Here is an 18,888-nt window from a genome sequence, read left to right as displayed (position 1 = left end):
AGGGCTAAATGCCAGCGATCGCCCGTAGCTCCTCCAACAGCAGCGGTTTGCCGGGGGGCAAATGGCCCGTTGTCGATTCCCAGGCCAGCACTTCGCCGCCTGCCAAAATATCTAGCGACCAGATAACCGCCTCATCGCGATAAACCCGAATCCACTGACCGTCAAAGTCTACGCTAACCTGGGGGCGAAAGCGGCCATTAGCCACGTCAATGCCCATGAAAAGGAGCTGATCTGGCCCATAAGGGCTAATCGGGTGGGCTTCACCCGTGAGCAAGTTAGGGTCAAACTGAGCATTGCCCAATTCGTCGGATAGCGGCTGGCCGCTGGGGGGGCAGCTCAGCGGATGACACCACCCCAACTTTTCGATCACCTGCAGCCCCCAAGCCCTGGCTCCAAACTCATCCGGCGTTGGATCTAGCTGGTAACGAGCGACATGATTAAAGCGAATAGACTGCTGGCGACCATCAGGCCAGCGCACCAGGGCATTAGCGGGCAGCAGCAGCACTTCGTCTGCATTAGGAATTGAGTGAACCGGAATTAAAGGGGCGTAAGGCTGAATTTTATCGAGGTAGCGATGGATGTAACCGGATGGCTTAACGGCCCAGTGAGCCAGTTCATGCAAAGCACTCGCCCAATCCAGCATTTGATGTACCCAAGCGGGCAAGGGAATGTTGATGTCGGCGGCAAGCTCAAAGACATCGTCGATGGTTGGCACAATGGGCATGAAAACCTCACGGGTCAGCAAAAAAGACGCTTAAAGCTCAAAATCATCTCACACAAAGGGCAACTTTGCCGCCAAAATTTGTCAACCGTAAAACGGAGCCAATGACAACGGGTAGAGCGGCGGCAAAGTTGCTCTCCAGAACGGCTACCGTGCGATCGCCCAGCGATCGGAAACTTAGCCGATTGGCTAGGGCGTCGGCTGAGATCGGGTGAAGGGAGTGTCTGCCAAGGCGCGGAATTCGGCATCAGAATCCCGCTGGCGGGGCAGGTGATGGGGCTGGCGATCGCCTGTTTCTGCCAAGTGATAGGGGTTCAAATCCCCCCAATGAACGAAGCTACTTGCGATTGGGCGGGTTATTCTGCAACTAAAGTCAGGGATCAGCCCTTGGGTAAAGCCCTTTGGGGCTGCCACAGGTGGGCTGAGCCAAACGTCGTTTAGAGATAACATGGTTGCGGATGTGACAGAGCAAGAGGCGGCAGAAGTTGCCTTGACCCATCAACTCAGGCAGCAGGCTGGCGTTGCTCAGCTCAGTCAGTCCGCTTTGCTGGGTTTGCCCCTGGCAGCTTTGTTTGATCAAACCACGCAACTGGTGGCCGAAAGCTTAGGGGTTGAGTACGGCAAAATTTTAGAACTGCTGCCCAGTGACCAATCGCTGCTGCTCGTTGCGGGTGTTGGCTGGCAAAGCGGTTGGGTCGGGCAGGCCATTGTCAGCGGCGATCGCCACTCTCAAGCTGGCTATACCTTACTGTCGCAGCAACCCGTCATTGTTCAAGACTTACGCACTGAAACGCGCTTTCAAAGCTCCCCCCTACTAACGCAGCACGGGGTCGTTAGCGGTATCAGTCTTCTCATTGCCGGTAAGGGCGATCGCCCCTTTGGAGTGCTAGGAGCCTATTCCCGCCAGCGCCACTCCTTTACCCCCGATGACGTTAACTTTTTACAGGCGATCGCCAATTTACTGGCCGCCGCCATAGAACGCAAACGCACCGAGCAAGCCCTTTATCAGCTCAATCTCACCCTAGAGCAGCGCGTACAAGAACGGACGCAAGCGCTGAACGAAGCTATGCATGAAATGGAAGCGTTTTCCTACTCAGTCGCCCACGATTTGCGGGCACCTTTACGCGCCATTCAAGGCTTTGCCCAGGTGCTAGAAGAAGACTACCAGGGCGCACTAGACGACTTGGGCCGAGACTATGTTCGTCGTATGGCGACCTCGGCTGAAAATCTAGACGTTTTGATTCAAGATTTACTAGCCTATAGTCGTCTGGGTCGAACTGAAATTCACCTGCAGCGAGTTAACGTTACCAACTTGATCCAAAAAGTGCTGGCTGATTTAGCTCCCCTGCTGCAAGCCAATCAGGCCAGCGTCGAGATTGCCCCCAACTTACCGAGCGTTTGTGCCCAGCGCAGCGTCCTCAGACAGGTCTTAAGCAACTTAATGGGCAACGCCCTCAAGTTTGTGCCGCCCAGTGGGCGACCGTGCATTCGGGTGTGGGCCGATACGAGCACCGTAGCAACAGCGCCCCCTCCTGCCCAGCGAGTGCGGCTTTGGGTAGAAGACAACGGTATTGGCATTGCACCCCGGCATCAAAAGCGCATCTTTAAGCCGTTTGAACGGCTGCATGGAGTAGAGACTTATCCCGGCACGGGGATTGGGCTAGCGATTGTCAAACGCGGGGTCGAGCGGATGGGCGGCCAGGTAGGGGTCGAGTCAGCCGTTAGCCAGGGCAGTCGGTTTTGGATTGAGCTAGCGAAGGCTTGACGCCTGACCTGGTACTGACGTGGATAAAACCGTTGATAAACCTCTGACCAGCAACTATGGCAACCAACTTACCGAGGCGCGATTTAGCTTTAGAAAATCGATTGCTGGCGGCTTTACCAACGGCAGACTACCAGCGTCTACGTCCCCATTTAGAGCTAGTCACTCTTTCGTTGGGTCAAATTCTTTATCGCGTTGGCGAACCCATTACCCACATTTACTTTCCGCTAGATGCGCTCGTTTCGCTGATTAGTGCGGCGCTAGAACGCTCTGAAGCCGAATTTGGACTCATTGGCAATGAAGGACTGGTGGGGCTACCCGCTTTGCTGGGGGGAGAGTCTACGATTAGTCAGGCGCTTGTTCAGGTCGCCAATCGAGCGATGAAGATTGAAGCTCCCGTGCTCAAAGCCGAGTTTGAGCGCGGCGGGGCGCTGCAAAAACAGATATTACTCTATCTCCAGCTTTCGTTGACCCAGACGGCGCAAAATGTAGCCTGCCGAGCGCACCACTCGGTTGAACCCCGGCTGGCTCGCTGGCTGCTATCGATTCAAGAGCGGTTGCGGTGTGACGAAATTCCCATGACGCAAAAATATATTGCCCTGCTGTTAGGGACGCGACGAGCCACCATTACCGAAGCAGCTGGTCATCTCCAGCAAGCGGGGCTAATTCGCTATCACCGGGGGCAAGTGACTATCCGCGATCGCGCTGCTCTAGAACAAGCAGCCTGTCAATGTTATGCTCTGTTGCAGACTGAGCAAGCCCGACTCCAGGCGATTAGCCAGACCCTTCGTTAAGCCCTGTTCACGCATGTCTTTGCGCCATAAATCAAACTTAGCCCAAGCCGAACAGCTTAACCGTTTGCTATTGGCCTTGCCGGAGGCTGATTATCAGCGGCTAGTGCCCCATTTGAGAACAGTGCAGTTTTCGCTGGGTCAGATCTTGTATGAACCAACCGAACCCGTGGCCACGGTTTACTTTCCCAATCAGGCCATGGTGTCGCTGGTGCAAATTATGGAAAATGGCGCGACGATTGAAGCGGGCATCATTGGTAATGATGGTATCGTCGGCTATGCTGCCTATCTGGGGGGAAGCTTTACCTCCAGTCGCGCCATTGTGCAAATTGCTGGCAGCGCTGTCGCCTTAGATGCTGCCGTCCTCAAAGCCGAGTTTCAGCGGGGCGGGGCTTTACAAGACCTCTTGCTGCGCTATACCCAGGCTCTACTGGCTCAGGTAAGCCAGACGGCGGCTTGCAATCGGTTTCATCCCACAGAAGAACGTCTAGCCCGCTGGCTTTTGCAGTCTCAAGACCTGGCTTGTTCGGCTGTTTTGGAGCTAACTCAAGATTTTCTCTCTAGTATGTTAGGGACGCGGCGAGCCAGTATTACGGTGGCGGCGGGCACGTTGCAAAAAGCCGGACTGATTGATTACAGTCGCGGCCAAATTCAAATTCTCAATCGAGCAGCGCTCAAGGGAGCGGCTTGTGAGTGTTATGACATTGTCAAGGCGGAGTATCAGCGGTTGCTTGACAGGCCAGCTCGATAGCTGAGAGGCTTAAATCGGTACTTAAGTACGCTATCGTACATAGCGATTTTAGCGGCTGTGACATAGTGAGAACGGAGAGCGAAAATTACTTAAAAATCCCTGGGGGAGGCAACAACTGAGCCTGTCGCAGTTGAACAAAAGACGAATGTGTAGGCAGTAAAGTGGGGGCTTGAGCGGAGGAATGGCCATCAATGGACATAGCATTCTCCTAGTCGAAGATGACTCGAATGATATTTTGTTTGTAGAGCGAGCTTTCCGTCAGGTAAATGCCGTCAATCCGATTCAAATTGTCAAAGATGGCGATGCAGCAGTAGATTATTTGGCCGGTGTCGGTGCGTATATTGATCGCGATCGCTATCCTCTGCCCGCCTTGATTTTGCTAGATTTGAAGCTGCCGCGCCGTTCGGGTGTCGAAGTTTTAGCCTGGATTAAACAGCAGCCAGGGTTGAAGCGGATTCCCGTGGTAATTTTGACTTCTTCGCGCGAAAATTTGGATGTTGAGCGCTCTTATGACTTAGGCGTCAGTTCTTATTTGGTAAAACCTGTTAGTTTTAAGGCGTTAGCTAAGATGATTGCTACCGTAGATGACTACTGGCTGCAACTGAACGAATATCCGTCTATTTCGGTTGCCAGCTAGCGCTAGAGTCGTCATGGCATCGCCAACTCTGCAGTCAGTTTGAGTCTTGAAAGTTATGGCGTTAGAGCGATCGCTGCAAACAGTGTTGCTGATTGATGACAATCCTAACGATCGGCTGCTGGCAGTACGAGAACTCAGCCGAGAGTTTCCTCATCTCCAAATCCAGGAAGCTTTTGATTGGGCTGCCATTGAGCGGGCTTTTGCGGCTGACGAATTTGATCTGGTGATTACCGACTATGAGCTGCACTGGGCGACGGGATTAGACGTTTTGCAGGCCGTCAAAGCCCACGACCCCAATCGGCCCATTATTATGTTTACCGATTCGGGCAGTCAGGAAGTAGCCGTAACCGCTATGAAAGCGGGCTTAGATGACTATGTGCTCAAATCGCCTAAGCACCTGATCCGTCTGAGTCAGGCTGTGCGATCGGTTTGGGAAAAAGCCCAGATTCGCTCTAAAGCTTCAGACTTAGAGTTACGACTACAATTTTTGCTCAACGAACTAGAGGTCGGTGCTTTTCGCTCATCGCTAGAGGGAAAGTTGCTAGAAGCCAGCGACGGTTTGCTGCGGCTGTTGGGACTGAGTTCGTTGGCGCAAGCGCAAGCTTTTTTTCAAACCCAGTTGGCGCTACAGGCCACCGATCGCCTAGATGACAAACGGTGGCAGCGAGAGGTAAAGCTGAAAAATGCGGCGGGTAAACCGCTGTGGCTGCAAGTGCGGGCAACGCTGATTCAGTTTAAGGGGCAGTCGGTGATTGAAGGGTTGGTTAGCAATGTTACTGAGCAAAAAGAAACCGCAGCGGCTTTGCGATCGCTCAATCAAACCCTAGAACAGCATGTTCAAGAACGAACGACGCGTCTAGAGCGACTCAACCACGAATTAGAGATGTTTGCCTTTTCGGTGTCTCACGATCTGCGATCGCCCATTCGCCAGATTGACGGCTTCGTTAGCTTTCTTAAACCTCAACTGCAATCCATCACCACCGACGAAACCCTGCTGCACTACCTGCAGCAAATCAGCGAACTGACTGAGCGCTCCGGCAAAATGATTGACGACTTGCTCCAGTTTTCTCGCACCGGACGGGTAGAAATGCAGTTCATTGCCGTGAATATGGAGCGGCTGGTGCAGGAGGTGAAGCGCCAAGTAGCACCTGCAGGGGCGGGTCGAGCCATTGACTGGCAGATTCAGCCGTTGCCTACTGTCCAAGGCGATCGCAATTTGCTGCGACAAGTCTGGCAAAACCTGATTGAAAATGCGGTTAAATACACTAGCCTGCAAGCGCAAGCTGAAATCGTGATTGGCAGCTATACGATACCTGGAGAAGTGGTCTTCTTTGTCGGCGACAACGGCATTGGTTTTGACATGAACCATGCCCAGCGCCTCTTTAGCATTTTTCAACGTTTGCCCAATGCCCAGGCGTTTAATGGCGTTGGTATTGGCTTAGCCAACGTGCAACGCGTCATTCACCGTCACGGCGGGCGGCTGTGGGCAGAAGCCCAGCTCAACCAAGGGGCTACTTTTTACTTTTCCTTACCTTTGGTAGATACTGACGCTATTGCCTAATATGGTTGAGTTAGGCAAATGTACCTCGTCAGCACCTCGCCCGTTCACCAATCTACCGATGCTTCAACTCCTTTTGCTAGAAGATGATCCGATAGACTGTGAATTAATTACCACCACCTTGCGCGAGGGGGGCATCTCGCTCAACCTCACCACGGTCACGCAGCGCCAACCGTTTCAAGCTTATTTAGCAACCACCGTTCCCGACTTGATCCTGGCAGACTATGTTTTGCCCAAGTTTGACGGCTTAGCCGCGTTAGCCCTGGCTCAAGAGATGTGTCCTCAGGTACCCTTTATTTTGGTTTCTGGGGTGCTAGGCGAAGAACAGGCGATCGAGTCTATGCGGCTAGGAGCCACTGACTATGTCTTAAAACAGCGTTTAGAACGTTTGGTGCCCGCTGTTCGGCGAGCCTTGCGCGAAAGCCAAGAGCGCCAAGAATGTCAGCGAGTGACCAAAGCCCTGCACCAAACCGACGATTTGCTGCGGGCAATTGTGGAGGCTTCTCCGGTCAGCATTATTACCCTCGATCGCTCACAGCAGGTCATCACCTGGAATCCGGCGGCTGAAAAGCTCTATGGCTGGGCGGCGGCGGCTGTCGTTGATCAGCCTTTGCCACTCATTCCGGCGGCCGAACGCCCAGCTTTCGATCGCTGCTTTGAACAAGTGCTTGAAAACCAAACCATTTTGCACCAGGAGTTTCAGCATCTCAAGCAAAATGGCAGTGGGGTGGATGTCAGTATTTCGTTAGCGCCGCTGCACGACGCCGACGACCATCTCTACGGCGTGGTTATGACCACGGTTGATATCACTGCCCGCAAGCGTTTAGAAACGCAGCGGCTAAACCTGCTGCGGCAAGAAAGCCTAGCGCGGGCGGCGGCTGAGTCGGCCAACCGTACGAAGGACGAGTTTTTAGCCGTACTGTCTCATGAGCTGCGCACACCGCTCAATGCGATTTTGGGCTGGATTAAACTGGTGCAGAAAGGCGATCTCAAGCCGTCTGTTTTGCAACAAGCCCTCAATACGATTGAGCGCAATGCGATTTTGCAGGCGCAGCTGATCGAAGATTTGCTAGACCTTTCGCGCATTATTCGGGGGCAGGTGAGCTTGTCAATGCAGCCTGTCGATATCCCTGTGCTGATGCAAACAATGGTCAATACGTTGCGTCCGGCAGCAGAAGCTAAATCTGTGCAAATAGACTTGTCCTTAGCGGACGCTTTAGAGCCGCTGTTGGCAGATCCACAGCGTTTACAACAGGTTTGCTGGAATTTACTTTCCAATGCGATCAAATTTACCCCCCAGCACGGCCAGGTTAGCGTGCGGGTAGCGCCCATCAATGCCCATTTGCAAATTCAGGTAGCTGACTCTGGCATTGGCATCGCCCCTGAATTTTTACCCCACGTATTTGAATATTTTCGGCAGGCCGATGGTTCTTCTACCCGCGCCCACGGCGGTTTAGGTCTGGGGCTGGCGATCACCCGTCGCCTGGTAGAACTGCACGGCGGCACGATTGAAGTGGAGAGTCCAGGCGTGGGGCAGGGGGCAACTTTTACTGTCTATTTGCCTTTGCGGGCTACGGCAGCGGTGTCTGAATCTGATCAATCGTTGCTGGCCAATGACGATTTGATTTTGCAGGGTATTAAAGCGATCGTGGTGGACGATGAGGCCGATGCCCGCGAGTTGCTGACCGTCATTTTGGAGCAGCAGGGGGCAGAGGTTGAAAGTACCCCGACCGTTGAAGAAGCTTTAAATCTGCTGGCAGGCTTTCAGCCCGATGTCATTATTAGCGACATTGGCATGCCTCAAGCAGATGGCTACAGCTTTTTAGAAACCGTACGGGCTTTGCCCGATCACCAGCTTTGCCAAATTCCGGCGATCGCCCTGACTGCTTATGCCCGCGACGAAGATCGGCAGCGGGCGCTGACGGTGGGCTATCAAATTCACCTAACCAAACCCTGCGATCCGGCAGAAGTCGTCAGCGCTATTCAACAATTGACCCATGCGCAATAAGCAACCAAACCCAGTGAGCAGACAGCTTAGCTATTGCCATCTACATCGCGCTGGGGAGTAACCTGGGGAGACGGCGCTGACGGCTGCGGCCACTGAGGCGATCGCTGGGCTAGTACAATTGCCAAAATCACGCCCGCAGCCACTGTGAAACCACCCACTAACCAAGGCCAAACTGCTTTTGCTGCTGATAGGTTCGCTGTCGATGCTTCAGCTTCTGGCCGATGATAGCGATCGAAAATTCGATCTTCTATCCACTCAGAGGTCACCTTAAAATTGTGCAGCGGCGTAGGCAGCATCTCCAGATAGGTGGTATTGCGAATTAAATCGCCCACTTCACCGTTAACCTGCACCCGGTTAAACAGGTTAGCCACCCCGTTGTGGATGCCCAGCTTCATTAATGTGCCTCTAAGGTTGACGGTAACGGGCTGCGGCGATCGCCCCTCTGAAAGCGCTATAAGGTTTTGGGCAACGCCTGCTCCTTGCTGGTAGGCAACTTGAGCAACGGCAGGCAACGACTTTGAGGCGACTGTGGCGCAGTCGCCAGCGGCAAATACGTTAGGAAAATCGGGAATTTGCAGCGTAGCTGAAACAATGGGCAAACCATGGCGATCGCGCTGCTGATCGGATAAAGCCAACGTCTGAAGTAGCGGATGGGTCGCAGTGCCCGCTGTCCACAGGGTCGTTGCTGTTGCTAGCGTTTGCGGCTCTGCGGCGTCACCAGCTTGATAAGTTAGCTGGTCAGCGCTAACCGACTTTACCCGCACACCCAACAACAGCTCTACCGCAAGGGTGCGCTGCTTGAGTGCCGCCAAAGCCATTTCCTGCAGATGGCTGTTAATATCGCCAGCGAGAATTTCTTTACCATGATTGATCAAAACCAAACGCAGGTCTTGGCGATCGCCCCCCAAAGCCGCGTACCACTGCGGCAGTAAATCCGCCAGCGTAGCGGCAGCTTCTACCCCGGCTGGCCCCGCCCCCACCACCGCTACCGTCAGCAACTTTTGCCGCTCCGCAGCCTCAGCGGTCTGGCGAGCTTTTTGTAAACAGTCATGCAAATGATGCTGGAGAGCCTCCGTGTCGGCCTGGGTGCGCCAAGCCAAGGCGTGGGCTTTGGCTCCCGGTGTGCCAAAATAGCCCTGCGTACTGCCGACAGCTAGCACTAGATAGCGGTAGTCAAAGTGCCGACCTGTGGCTGTTTCAACCTGCTGATTAGCCAAATCGACCTGAGTAACTTGATCTTGAACAAACGTAATGCCCCGGTCTGGCAACAGCTCTGTATAGCGGGGGAGCACTTGTTCAGGCTGCATTTCGCCCGTGAGGTACTCATAAAGTAACGGCTTGAACGCAAAGCGCGATTGCGGATCAATGAGTACAACCGGATGGGGGTACTGACGCTGGTTGAGATGAAGCGCTGTAAACAGCCCCGCAAAGCCGCCGCCGATAATGACGGTTGGATTAGAATTAGCCATAAGTATGATGAATCATCAGCAAAACAAACACTTAAAGAGTCAGCATCAGCAACATCAAAATTAGCGATAGCGTTATCGCAAACAACAGCAGATACTCAACCCGTTTGCTCAAAACTCGCAGAATAAGACCGACCATCAAAGCCAAAATGGCTATCCCAAAATAGATGATGAGCTCGCCGTTGCGGTCAATTAATGGGTCTTGGGTTGAGGTGTTGTCGGCAGCAGATGGAACTTGTGCCGTTTTTAAGGCCCAAGCAGGCTGATAGCCCCAAATAACCTGCGGTGCAGGCAGGCTCAAGTTTAGCTCTCTACTCACTAATCCATTCAATTCAGTGCTTAAATGCATGGAAAAAATCCTCAAGAAGCGAAATCGCAGCGTAGTTTCTCCAAGCTAGACTCGCCAGAGATACAGCAACGAAAACAAAACCAGCCAAATCCCGTCTACAAAGTGCCAAAACAGCGAACCTGCACTCACGCCAAAATGACCTGCTTGATAGTTTTTCGGTCGAAACGAGCGGCCTAGCATCACCATTTGCCAGCCAATGCCCACCCATACATGCAAGCCGTGAAAGCCCGTGAGTAGATAATAGGTGGCTCCCATTAGCCCTGTAGTCAGCCCAAAGTCGTTATTTGCCCACTCCTGAGCCTCACCCCAAAGGAAGAAAATTCCCATAGCTGACGTTAGCAGCCACCACCCTCGAAACTGAACCAGTTTGCCCTGTTGTAGCGATCGCTCAGCGAGATAAATGACAAAACTGCTGGCTAGCAAAACGCCTGTTTGCACTCCGGTTGCGGTGGATAGCGTTGGCCCGCTGACCCCGGCAGGTACCCAGTTTGCCGTAGCGCGACGCAGCACAATATAAGTGACAAAAAAGCTCACAAAGATCAGACTTTCGGAAATTAAAAATATGGTCAAGCCAAAAAGAGCCTTGCCATGATGATCGTGATGCTGACCCCCCCCACTGGGCAAAAACCGCTGCAGCCACCGGGGCAACCTTTGGCGAAGGCGTTCTAAATTGACCGGGCTTTCGTCCGGTGAGGCAGGATGGATAGGAGCAGGAGGAGCCATAAGGTGCCGTCTTGATGACAAGGAGAGGACGGTTAGTAAGGACTGTTGGGATCTTGAACGGCGTAGCGGGGATCACCATAGCTATAGGGAGGGAGGGAAACCACCGGAATATCGGCAAAGTTTTCTGGCGGCGGTGGCGAGGCTACGCTCCACTCTAAACCTGTAGCGTGCCAGGGGTTATGCGCAGCCGGATGACCCTGCAGCCACGAAACAATCACATTAGCTAGAAACGGCAAAATCGAAACACCCAGCAAAAATGAACCCAAACTGGCCAGCACATTCCAGCCAGCATACTCAGGGTCGTAAGAAGCGGCACGACGCACCATGCCCTGCAACCCCAACGGAAACATCGGAAAAAAGTTGAGATTAGCAGCAACAAACGTTAGGCCAAAATGCAGTTTGCCCCAGTTTTCGGCGTACAGGCGACCCGTTATTTTGGGGAACCAAAAGTAGATAGCGGCAAAAATTGCCATGGTGATCGTGTTATAGACCACATAGTGAAAGTGACCGACTACAAAATAGGTGTTGTTCACATGCAGGTCAAACGGCACCGAGCCGAGCATGATGCCCGTAATTCCGGCAATAACAAACATAACGACGCCGCCTAAAGCAAACAGCAACGGCGTATCTAGATGCAGTTTGCTTTTCCAGATAGTGGCTGTCCAGGCAAACACTTTAATGCCCGTAGGAACAGCCACCAGCATGGTGCTAAACATAAAAACAGTCCGCAGCCAACCCGGCGTACCGCTGGCAAACATATGATGCACCCAAACAGACATACTCACCGCTGCCAGCCCAATAGAGGCCACGGCTACCGAGCGATAGCCAAACAGCGGATTGCGGGTGAAGGCGGGAATGACTTCTGAAAAAATGCCAAACGACGGTAGCACCATCACATACACAGCCGGATGGGAATAAAACCAAAACAAATGCTGATACAGTATCGGATTGCCCTGGGCAAACGGTTGAAAAAAGTGAGTCCCTAAGTTGAGGTCAAAAAACAGCAAAATTAGCGCCCCGGTTAGCGCCGGCAGACAAAAAAGTTGCAGGAGTTGGGCACTCAAAACCGTCCAGACAAAAATGGGCAGGCGAAAAAAGGTCATCCCTGGGGCTCGCATCCAAACGATGGTGGCGATAAAGTTAACCGCTGCCATGATGGAAGACACCCCCAGCAAAAATAGGCTGATGAGCCAGAAGGTTTCACCGCTAACCCTCACCCCCGCCGGAACCTGAGTGCTAATGGGCGGATAAGACCACCAGCCAGCCTGAGCCGAACCTGCCGGAATAAACAAACTGGCCAGCAGCAGCAACCCTGCCAGCGGCAAAATCCAAAAGGCGATCGCATTGAGCTTAGGAAACGCCATATCTCTAGCGCCGATCATCAGCGGCACCAGATAGTTTGCCAAGCCGACTTGAACCGGAATCACCCACAAAAAGATCATCACGGTGCCGTGGAGGGTAAACAAGCCGTTATAGAGTGGACGGCTGACCAAGTTGAGCGACGGCGTTAGCAATTCGGCTCTTATCAACATTGCCATCAAGCCACCCACCAAAAAGAACAAAAAGGTGGTAACCAGGTATTGCAAACCAATGACTTTGTGATCGGTATTGAAGCTAAAGTAGCGTCGCCAGTTGATGGGTGGAATGGGGCTGTAGGTTTGAGCGCCTTGATCAGAATGGGTCATTAAAAGCGTCCTTGCAAATCAGGTTGGATTGGGGGCTAGCTCAGTTGCCTCAGGTGCTAGCGCCGATGCCTCAATAGCCGACTTGGCGTAGATTAAAGGGGGGGGTGCCGGGGCGATCGCGGGCCAGTGTTTTCCCAAGCGGGGTGCAGAAGCCTGGTGTTCTAAGGTTGCTGCGTTTTGCGCCAGTGTTGGCGAGTAGGCGGCAGTGGTGGCTAGCCACTGCTGGTATTTTTCGACAGGTTCGACGTAAACAGCCGCCTGCATTAAGGCAAAGTAGGTGCCGCTAAACTGCGAGTCTTGCAGCCGATAGCTGCCTGCCTGCCGCGGCGTTACGGTAAACCCAATTTTGTGGTTAGGAATAATGTCTTGCTTCACCCGAAAGGCTGGCACATAAAAGCCATGCAGCACGTCGCTAGAGGTTAGCACCAGCCGAACGGGCTGATTGACGGGCAGATGCAGTTCGTCGCTGGTGACGGCACCGGGATAGCGAAAAGTCCAAGCCCATTGCTGAGCTATGACTTCGATGGTAGGGATGGCTGCTGTGGGCGCGTTGTCTTCGACGGCTATCTCAACGGCTGATCCCGTCAGCGTATTCAAACCTTTAAGGTCAAGCAGTTGGTAAATATGCTGGCTTTGCCAGCCAATCCAAATGACCAAAAGGGTTGGCCCTACCGTCCAGAGCAGTTCTAAGCGGGTGCTGCCGCGAGCCGGGTGGCCTTCAGAAAAATCTCCCGGCTTGGCGCGACAGGTCAAGACTGCCCAGCCAATCATGCCTGCAATCCCCAAAAACACGAAGGTGCCCAGCGACACTAAAAAGCTAAACAGGCGATCGACCTGTTGAGCCTCTTGGGTTGCCTGAGGCGGCATCCAACCATAGGCTTGTTGCCCTAGCCAGTAGCTCATCACCAGCGCGATCGCCACTGCCATGCCCAAGATTAAACTGTTAAAAAGTTTGCTCATGACCGCTAAGGCTAAAAACTATCAAAAACCGTTGTGCCCTGTTGCCTAAGGTTGTAAAACCCGATTGGGATCGGCTCCTAGCCGCAATAAATGAGCGGCTGTATTGTGCAGTCCAAACTCGTCACCCATCTGTGCCCCCAGGGTGCCGTGTAGGTAAAACACGGCTAGCATTAGTCCACCCACCAGCAAATAGCTCCACTGCACCTGTTGCGGCTGTCGGGGTCGCCAGCGATAGCGCTGTAACCCTCGCCACAGGGTCATAGCGGCGATCGCGGCTAAAAGCAAAACGCCCCCAACGCCATGCAGCAGCATGATTGAGCCTGCCGTCAGTCCCCAACTGCTTTGCTGATCCACAGGTGGCGTCGCCAGCAAAAGTTCTAAAAAACCAGCCGCAACGGTGAAAAAAGTTACCCCCAGAGCGGCAACCAGGTTATACCAGCCCACATCATAAAAACCCGATCGCAGCGTTGGCAGTTGTAAAAACTTTAAAACGGGGCGCTCTAAAGCAAACACTGTACCTGCTATATCAAACAGCACCGCTACAATAAACAGCCCCAAGGTTAAATGCACCAGCAGCGGATGCAAAGGGAGGGCATAGGGTAAGCCATTGGCTCCTAACGTTAACCCCCAATCATCCCTGATTTGTGGATTCATGGCAGCGCCCCGGCTCTGAGCGCTTCGACTACAGGTTCAACATGCAAACCATACACCCAAACTAACTGACTACCCAAGTAGGTTTGAAACGCCACCAAACACACTAAGGCTGTGGCAAAGCCCAAATAAGGCGCAGGCATTTGCGTAGGATAGCGTCGCCGCATAACGAACCGTAGCGCTGTCAGCGCCACAATAGCAACAGCCAGTCCCCAGCCTAAAAAAGTATGGGCTGTGAGAGTCGGTTGAACAGCAGCATAAGTTGGCGCGATCGCCGCTTCAAACTGCCCCAGCAAAACCGCCCCAAAAACCGCTAGCGAAGCCACCCAAAGATTCCACCAGCTCACTTCAAACAGGCGTACGTTGTGGGTAAAGTAGCCGATCAAATCACAGACAAAGGAAAACAACACCATGGCAATGACAAAATGCACCACAATGGGATGAATAGGATCCGGATAGGGTAGCGCCTTTGAATTGAGCGGCAGTGAAAACATAAGGCTAAAAACAAAGCTTTGGTTATTTTACCGAGATCAAACTGCAACGCTTGCGACTATAGAATTCAACGCTAGATGAATACGTAAATCAGATCTTCCTTCTTGAGATAGATGACGCTGTTCAATTTCAAAAGCGGCATTCAAGCTATATTGGTGAGCCTTAATGTCATTGACTTGTCACCCAACTGACACAGCTTTGACAAACCTATTTGATAAAGTTTTGATCCGATAGTAAATTAAGCTAAAAAAATAAATAAGAAGCCTGAAGCCTTCAGCCGTGCGCTCTTGAGGTCAATATTTTTTTAGCCTATCGAGGTCAAAAAAAGCGATAAAGTCATTATCTAGGGCGGCTTTATCTCTCCCGTTTTTGATAGCTCTAGCTACTAGCGTTAAGTTCCTTTAATCGCTCAAAAATGGCTCAAAGCCCTAGACAAAAAACTCGTTTTGCCTAGCTTTCGGTTTGCTTTTGCCTATAGCCACACCCGGTTTTTTAGCTTGACTAAGCGTACAATTTTTAGCCGTAATGAACCGCCTTTTGAGCAGTTGTGCCCAGCTATCAACAGAGTTTTAGCGCTATTTTAGGATACGGGCTATTCTGCATTTTCTCTAGCTTAGTCGCGTTAGAGTAGCTGCGGCTGGATCTGAGAATTCTGAAATTCTCACTGATTTAGAGTTGATGGCGATCGCCGTTGAACCGCAAACGCCAGCGTTTGATAATTCTGCCCTCTATAGCTATAGCCACAGCCTATAGCCACCCGCGTCAAAACACTTCAACGGCTGCAACTGCTGCCAGCAAAGCTTTTTGTCCGCTCTTTGTCCTCAACTTTCTGAGTTTAGCTATATAGTCTGCATGGCTTCTCTGATCAACCTGCTGCCAATCCCTACGAGAGAGCAATTGACAACATAAATGCTACTCCAGTCAAACAGGCGCTTACCAAATCTGTAAGCGCCTGTCCACTAGGCGCTCTCCGCAAATGAAAAGAGGGCGCTCAGGGGTTGGGCTAATCCCAATCCCATCCGGTTTTCCACTGCCAGATTGAGTGTATTTCTCCCTCTGGCATTTGCACCGTTTCTCGAATCAATTCATAGTGCTGGCGTAGCTTTTTCAGGGCACGCGCTCCCCGCTGACGAGCCGTTCCGGGTTTTAAGGGAAGGTCTTGTTCGTCGCACAAGGATTCGCCAATTTCTTGCCAAGACAAATGCCGAAAGATTCTGGCACAGATAAGCTGCTGTTCTGCGGGATTGAGGTGCTGAACCGCAATTTGAATAGACAAAATATCTTCCCGCAAAACCAGAGCCGAAAAAGCCGTATCGCCGGGTGACCAAGCTTCGCCATCAAACTTAGGGTTGTTCAATTTTCCCTGTTCTCGCTTAAAGTCACGCACAACGTTTAAGCAGGTTGTGCGCAGCCATGCTAAGGGAACCTGAATGGGTTCGCCTGCATCAATTTTGCTAACCCCACGGGTATAAGCCTCAGTAATAATTTCTCGGACTTCATAGACCCCGCTTAGCCGAAACTGGTAGAGCAAACGTTTGATACTGGCACAAAAAGCCAACGCGTCTGGATTGGTGTTGTCAAACAAAGCTTTGACAGCCCGATCAAACTTCTGGCGGTGGTAAGCATAGCTCAGTCCTTGAATGATTTCGATGCATTTGGTTTTGAGCCAAGCTGTTTGAATTTCAGTTATCGACCCGACTGTGTTGGCTTGGCTGTGGTGATGACAGGCTTCAGAGATGATAATTTCGGCGCTGTAATGTTCTGCAATTCGATGTTGCTCAAGCGAACTTTGAATATAGGATTCTAGCGCGCTGATATCTGGATATTCAGCATCGAAGCAAATTTGGTAGTTGTGCTGTGGCATGATATTCACCCCAGTTTGAGTTCTTGATAAGTCTTTCTGCCAGGTACTCCATCATCTTTAAGCGCTTTAGATTTCTGAAACTGTTTAACGGCAGTGACGGAGTGTTCTCCGAAAATGCCATCAATGGATTTGTTGTAGAAACCCCGTTCTGCCAGCATTTGCTGAATCCGGCGATGAAAGGTTTCTATCGCTTCTTTGGATCGTTTGCCGAAGACACCATCAATCGGGCCGTCATAAACCCCTTCTTCACTCAGAAGCTGCTGCATTTGCTTGCGATATTCAAAGTCAAAAGGCATTTCTTCTAGGTGCTCTCGGAGAAAAGCTTGTTGATCTTTGTATTCACTGGCTAACGGCTCATTGAGCAGTCCGAGCCGACGGTTCAAAATATAGTCAAGCTCGTTGATCAAAAAGTTTAGCAAAGGGTCGGTTTCGGCGGCGGTGTAAATCGCTGCTAACTGAGCGGCAGCCTCATCGGTGAGTTCACTTGCGGTGGCTAGTTGGCTGTAGCTAGCGAGGGTGTCAGTGTTGATTTGGCAGGCTAGCGTCAGTGCTTCGATTAAATCGTTTTTAGCAGAGTCCATTATCCGTTCTCCTTGCGGATGCCGCTTTTCCGTCGGTCATGTTGGGGGAAAGAGCCTAACTGAAGCAGATTTCTCAGCCGCTCTGTAGGGTTGTGTGGTTCACCCCAGCCGTGTTACCCAAAAAGCTATTCATTTACAGAAATTTATATTTTGACTGTGCGGCTCTGAAATAGGCTGAATTTTGCGATCGCCTTGTAACATTGCGACCTGCACTGCACTAACAGACAAAAGCGCAATCAAGCGACTCAGCTAGTGCCCAGGAGAGAAACATGAATACAAACCCAGTTTTGATCGATGCTCGATGGCTATCGACTGATAGGGTCGATTCATTGGCCGAAGATCAGCAAGATTGGATTTGTTGGCTAAATCCCGATCGCGAAATTCAGCTATACAACTTTAGTTTACTGGGCGTTGAGGCTGCCAATCAGCCCTCACAAGGCTCTCTCACAACAGTGGCTCATTTAATTGCCCTCACACGTCCGGCTTGCGGCCACCGGGTTGCGCTGTCGCAACGGACTTACTGGAGCTATAGCTGTTGTTTGCAGACCATTGGCTGGGGACGCGTGCGGCTTGTGGTTTGTACCGATCAGTCTCAGCCGAGCGGCGCTTCAGCCGCCTTTGCCACCAACCGCTTAGACTGGTCTCCCCGCAACGTGCTAACTCAGTGGAACCAGCATTATCCCTTAATCAACTGCTTTGGCCATCAAATTGATTTAAAGGCTTATCACAACCATACTGCTCGACTGGTCGTTCTGAGTTAGCTCAATTGGTTTGGGTTGAGTTCTATATAGTTAAGGAGAATGTCATGATGCGTAACGGCTTGCAAAACTGGCTATCTAACTGGAGTGAATGGCTGCAACCAACCTTAGAAATGGGGGCTAAAGAAAACTTGGCGGAGTGGGAAGGCACCATCGATGAAATTGTCGAACCTGGTAAACTCTGGCGGGTGAAATATCAGGCCACGCTGTGGTTGGCGCGCTCTCATCAGCTAGGGAATTTTCGCCCAGGTGAGTGGGTTAAGGTTGTCGATCGCAAAGGGTTGGTTCTATTTATTGAACCTTTGAACGGTTGCAACCACTAGATTGGGGCTAGGGACACTTGCGGAGTAGGGGAGAGCAGTGAAAGCTGCTTTCCTTTTTTTTCTGGGTTTATCCTGCTGCCCGCTGCCTTTAGCGATAACGCAGAATCCGATTGATGACGGCGAGGCCATTGCTGGGTTAAAAGCTCAAACCACAGCCACGACAACGGCTTTAACCGCAAAAATACGGTCACTTCATTCTGGCTTTTCAGAGCCTCTGACTGAACCTAGTAAAAATACGGAGATATCATCCCTTGGCTAGCGATCGCCAGTGGTTGTGGCATCAGCCGACAAACCTCGGTACCCCTCACCCAAGATCGGGTCAGCCTCGCTCAAGGTGGTAACTGCTCAACCTGTATCGGCAGCTATAGGCGATCGCTGCTCAGAGAATTGACATCAATCTATGTGCTGCTCGGCACAAACAAGCATTCCTTGACGTCAGTAATTTCTGGTGGGTGCTTGCGCCGATTGATTGGCGCTTAATCAGTCTAAGCTAACGAAAGCTAAGGCTAAAAAGGCGCATCCAAGCGATCGCTGCTGAAATTAACCCGCTAAAAACCAAGTGTCACAAAGCACTATCCCGGGTCAATTGACAGCGGGAATTTTTGCTTGGCTGAGGCAGACTATGGCTAATCAATCGATGAATAAATTAAAGCCATGAAACCCTTCAGGCTGAACCCAAAAGCGAACTAAGAAAAAATCTACCCCAGGGAAGATGAAAATTTCAAAAGCTAGCAAATCCACTCAAAACTAGCGGCGAGTAGCAATATACACGGATAAATTAGATAGCTAAAAAGCCCTATTCAATTTA

At 51.7% G+C, this 18,888-nt stretch carries 19 protein-coding genes; 8 read left to right on the top strand and 11 right to left on the bottom strand.

All coding sequences use genetic code 11. From position 1 onward, the window contains the following. Window positions 1-4: 4 nt before the first annotated feature. Window positions 5-724: a hypothetical protein gene (locus ACTS3T_RS20605; RefSeq protein ID WP_462935526.1), complete on the bottom strand. Its 720-nt coding sequence runs from the start codon at window positions 722-724 to the stop codon at window positions 5-7. A 14-nt stretch (window positions 725-738) separates the two neighbouring features. Further along, entirely contained in the window at window positions 739-969 is a 231-nt protein-coding gene (locus ACTS3T_RS20600; RefSeq protein ID WP_462935525.1) for a hypothetical protein, read from the bottom strand. Window positions 970-1,169: 200 nt separating this feature from the next. Here ACTS3T_RS20600 and ACTS3T_RS20595 point away from each other — a divergent pair, with 200 nt between their 5' ends. The 6 genes from ACTS3T_RS20595 (at window position 1,170) to ACTS3T_RS20570 (ending at window position 8,228) form a co-directional block, all read left to right on the top strand. Further along, the gene (locus ACTS3T_RS20595; protein WP_462935524.1) at window positions 1,170-2,486 is read left to right on the top strand and encodes a sensor histidine kinase; all 1,317 of its coding nucleotides are present in this window, start codon (window positions 1,170-1,172) and stop codon (window positions 2,484-2,486) included. A 56-nt stretch (window positions 2,487-2,542) separates the two neighbouring features. Further along, window positions 2,543-3,277, top strand: coding sequence for a Crp/Fnr family transcriptional regulator (locus ACTS3T_RS20590; protein ID WP_462935523.1), 735 nt, complete (start codon window positions 2,543-2,545; stop codon window positions 3,275-3,277). Between the two features lie 13 nt (window positions 3,278-3,290). Next, a complete protein-coding gene (locus tag ACTS3T_RS20585) occupies window positions 3,291-4,025 on the top strand; it encodes a Crp/Fnr family transcriptional regulator (protein ID WP_462935522.1) in 735 nt (244 codons plus the stop codon). Window positions 4,026-4,206: 181 nt separating this feature from the next. Continuing rightward, window positions 4,207-4,662: a response regulator gene (locus tag ACTS3T_RS20580; protein ID WP_462935521.1), complete on the top strand. Its 456-nt coding sequence runs from the start codon at window positions 4,207-4,209 to the stop codon at window positions 4,660-4,662. Window positions 4,663-4,717: 55 nt separating this feature from the next. Beyond that, window positions 4,718-6,223: a sensor histidine kinase gene (locus ACTS3T_RS20575; RefSeq protein WP_462935546.1), complete on the top strand. Its 1,506-nt coding sequence runs from the start codon at window positions 4,718-4,720 to the stop codon at window positions 6,221-6,223. Window positions 6,224-6,281: 58 nt separating this feature from the next. Beyond that, window positions 6,282-8,228, top strand: a complete 1,947-nt coding sequence (locus tag ACTS3T_RS20570; protein WP_462935520.1) for a hybrid sensor histidine kinase/response regulator — start codon at window positions 6,282-6,284, stop codon at window positions 8,226-8,228. A gap of 26 nt (window positions 8,229-8,254) precedes the next feature. Here the strand turns inward: ACTS3T_RS20570 and ACTS3T_RS20565 are convergent, their stop codons facing one another. The 9 genes from ACTS3T_RS20565 to ACTS3T_RS20525 all read right to left on the bottom strand — a co-directional run bounded on the left by ACTS3T_RS20565 (window position 8,255) and on the right by ACTS3T_RS20525 (window position 16,999). Continuing rightward, window positions 8,255-9,697: an NAD(P)/FAD-dependent oxidoreductase gene (locus tag ACTS3T_RS20565; RefSeq protein ID WP_462935519.1), complete on the bottom strand. Its 1,443-nt coding sequence runs from the start codon at window positions 9,695-9,697 to the stop codon at window positions 8,255-8,257. Between the two features lie 31 nt (window positions 9,698-9,728). After that, window positions 9,729-10,043 carry a hypothetical protein gene (locus tag ACTS3T_RS20560; RefSeq protein WP_462935518.1) on the bottom strand — a complete coding sequence of 105 codons (315 nt, stop codon included), beginning with the start codon at window positions 10,041-10,043 and terminating at the stop codon, window positions 9,729-9,731. Between the two features lie 45 nt (window positions 10,044-10,088). After that, the gene (locus ACTS3T_RS20555) at window positions 10,089-10,766 is read right to left on the bottom strand and encodes a cytochrome c oxidase subunit 3 (RefSeq protein WP_462935517.1); all 678 of its coding nucleotides are present in this window, start codon (window positions 10,764-10,766) and stop codon (window positions 10,089-10,091) included. A 32-nt stretch (window positions 10,767-10,798) separates the two neighbouring features. After that, window positions 10,799-12,451: a cytochrome c oxidase subunit I gene (locus tag ACTS3T_RS20550; protein WP_462935516.1), complete on the bottom strand. Its 1,653-nt coding sequence runs from the start codon at window positions 12,449-12,451 to the stop codon at window positions 10,799-10,801. Window positions 12,452-12,469: 18 nt separating this feature from the next. Continuing rightward, window positions 12,470-13,411: a cytochrome c oxidase subunit II gene (locus tag ACTS3T_RS20545; RefSeq protein ID WP_462935515.1), complete on the bottom strand. Its 942-nt coding sequence runs from the start codon at window positions 13,409-13,411 to the stop codon at window positions 12,470-12,472. Window positions 13,412-13,456: 45 nt separating this feature from the next. Continuing rightward, entirely contained in the window at window positions 13,457-14,065 is a 609-nt protein-coding gene (locus tag ACTS3T_RS20540) for a DUF2231 domain-containing protein (protein WP_462935514.1), read from the bottom strand. After that, a complete protein-coding gene (locus tag ACTS3T_RS20535) occupies window positions 14,062-14,556 on the bottom strand; it encodes a DUF2231 domain-containing protein (protein ID WP_462935513.1) in 495 nt (164 codons plus the stop codon). Before ACTS3T_RS20535 ends, ACTS3T_RS20540 begins: the two co-directional genes overlap by 4 nt. A 1,001-nt stretch (window positions 14,557-15,557) precedes the next feature. Beyond that, entirely contained in the window at window positions 15,558-16,418 is an 861-nt protein-coding gene (locus ACTS3T_RS20530) for an RNA polymerase sigma factor (protein ID WP_462935512.1), read from the bottom strand. 5 nt (window positions 16,419-16,423) lie between these two features. Continuing rightward, on the bottom strand, window positions 16,424-16,999 hold the full coding sequence (locus tag ACTS3T_RS20525) for a peptidoglycan-binding domain-containing protein (protein ID WP_462935511.1): 576 nt from the start codon (window positions 16,997-16,999) through the stop codon (window positions 16,424-16,426). Window positions 17,000-17,268: 269 nt separating this feature from the next. Here ACTS3T_RS20525 and ACTS3T_RS20520 point away from each other — a divergent pair, with 269 nt between their 5' ends. Together ACTS3T_RS20520 and ACTS3T_RS20515 are read left to right on the top strand one after the other, a co-directional pair. Next, a complete protein-coding gene (locus ACTS3T_RS20520; protein WP_462935510.1) occupies window positions 17,269-17,760 on the top strand; it encodes a hypothetical protein in 492 nt (163 codons plus the stop codon). Between the two features lie 44 nt (window positions 17,761-17,804). Beyond that, window positions 17,805-18,080 (top strand): NfeD family protein, encoded by a 276-nt coding sequence (locus ACTS3T_RS20515; protein WP_462935509.1) that lies wholly within the window; start codon window positions 17,805-17,807, stop codon window positions 18,078-18,080. Window positions 18,081-18,888: the final 808 nt, after the last annotated feature.

Source organism: Almyronema sp. (assembly GCF_052168255.1).
Classification (GTDB): Bacteria; Cyanobacteriota; Cyanobacteriia; order Phormidesmidales; family Phormidesmidaceae; genus Sphaerothrix; species Sphaerothrix epifaneia.
The sequence above is the reverse complement of the archived record's forward strand: the minus strand, read 5'-3'. Positions and strand labels throughout refer to the sequence as shown.

What these genes read in the sequence shown, in the direction of transcription:
- ACTS3T_RS20585 (WP_462935522.1), top strand. Translation starts at nt 3,291, where the DNA reads ATGTCTTTGCGCCATAAATCAAACTTAGCCCAAGCCGAACAGCTTAAC.
- ACTS3T_RS20600 (WP_462935525.1), bottom strand. Translation starts at nt 969, where the DNA reads ATGCCGAATTCCGCGCCTTGGCAGACACTCCCTTCACCCGATCTCAGC.
- ACTS3T_RS20530 (WP_462935512.1), bottom strand. Translation starts at nt 16,418, where the DNA reads ATGCCACAGCACAACTACCAAATTTGCTTCGATGCTGAATATCCAGAT.
- ACTS3T_RS20605 (WP_462935526.1), bottom strand. Translation starts at nt 724, where the DNA reads ATGCCCATTGTGCCAACCATCGACGATGTCTTTGAGCTTGCCGCCGAC.
- ACTS3T_RS20515 (WP_462935509.1), top strand. Translation starts at nt 17,805, where the DNA reads ATGATGCGTAACGGCTTGCAAAACTGGCTATCTAACTGGAGTGAATGG.
- ACTS3T_RS20520 (WP_462935510.1), top strand. Translation starts at nt 17,269, where the DNA reads ATGAATACAAACCCAGTTTTGATCGATGCTCGATGGCTATCGACTGAT.
- ACTS3T_RS20540 (WP_462935514.1), bottom strand. Translation starts at nt 14,065, where the DNA reads ATGAATCCACAAATCAGGGATGATTGGGGGTTAACGTTAGGAGCCAAT.
- ACTS3T_RS20595 (WP_462935524.1), top strand. Translation starts at nt 1,170, where the DNA reads ATGGTTGCGGATGTGACAGAGCAAGAGGCGGCAGAAGTTGCCTTGACC.
- ACTS3T_RS20535 (WP_462935513.1), bottom strand. Translation starts at nt 14,556, where the DNA reads ATGTTTTCACTGCCGCTCAATTCAAAGGCGCTACCCTATCCGGATCCT.
- ACTS3T_RS20570 (WP_462935520.1), top strand. Translation starts at nt 6,282, where the DNA reads ATGCTTCAACTCCTTTTGCTAGAAGATGATCCGATAGACTGTGAATTA.
- ACTS3T_RS20575 (WP_462935546.1), top strand. Translation starts at nt 4,718, where the DNA reads ATGGCGTTAGAGCGATCGCTGCAAACAGTGTTGCTGATTGATGACAAT.
- ACTS3T_RS20525 (WP_462935511.1), bottom strand. Translation starts at nt 16,999, where the DNA reads ATGGACTCTGCTAAAAACGATTTAATCGAAGCACTGACGCTAGCCTGC.
- ACTS3T_RS20565 (WP_462935519.1), bottom strand. Translation starts at nt 9,697, where the DNA reads ATGGCTAATTCTAATCCAACCGTCATTATCGGCGGCGGCTTTGCGGGG.
- ACTS3T_RS20545 (WP_462935515.1), bottom strand. Translation starts at nt 13,411, where the DNA reads ATGAGCAAACTTTTTAACAGTTTAATCTTGGGCATGGCAGTGGCGATC.
- ACTS3T_RS20560 (WP_462935518.1), bottom strand. Translation starts at nt 10,043, where the DNA reads ATGCATTTAAGCACTGAATTGAATGGATTAGTGAGTAGAGAGCTAAAC.
- ACTS3T_RS20580 (WP_462935521.1), top strand. Translation starts at nt 4,207, where the DNA reads ATGGCCATCAATGGACATAGCATTCTCCTAGTCGAAGATGACTCGAAT.
- ACTS3T_RS20590 (WP_462935523.1), top strand. Translation starts at nt 2,543, where the DNA reads ATGGCAACCAACTTACCGAGGCGCGATTTAGCTTTAGAAAATCGATTG.
- ACTS3T_RS20550 (WP_462935516.1), bottom strand. Translation starts at nt 12,451, where the DNA reads ATGACCCATTCTGATCAAGGCGCTCAAACCTACAGCCCCATTCCACCC.
- ACTS3T_RS20555 (WP_462935517.1), bottom strand. Translation starts at nt 10,766, where the DNA reads ATGGCTCCTCCTGCTCCTATCCATCCTGCCTCACCGGACGAAAGCCCG.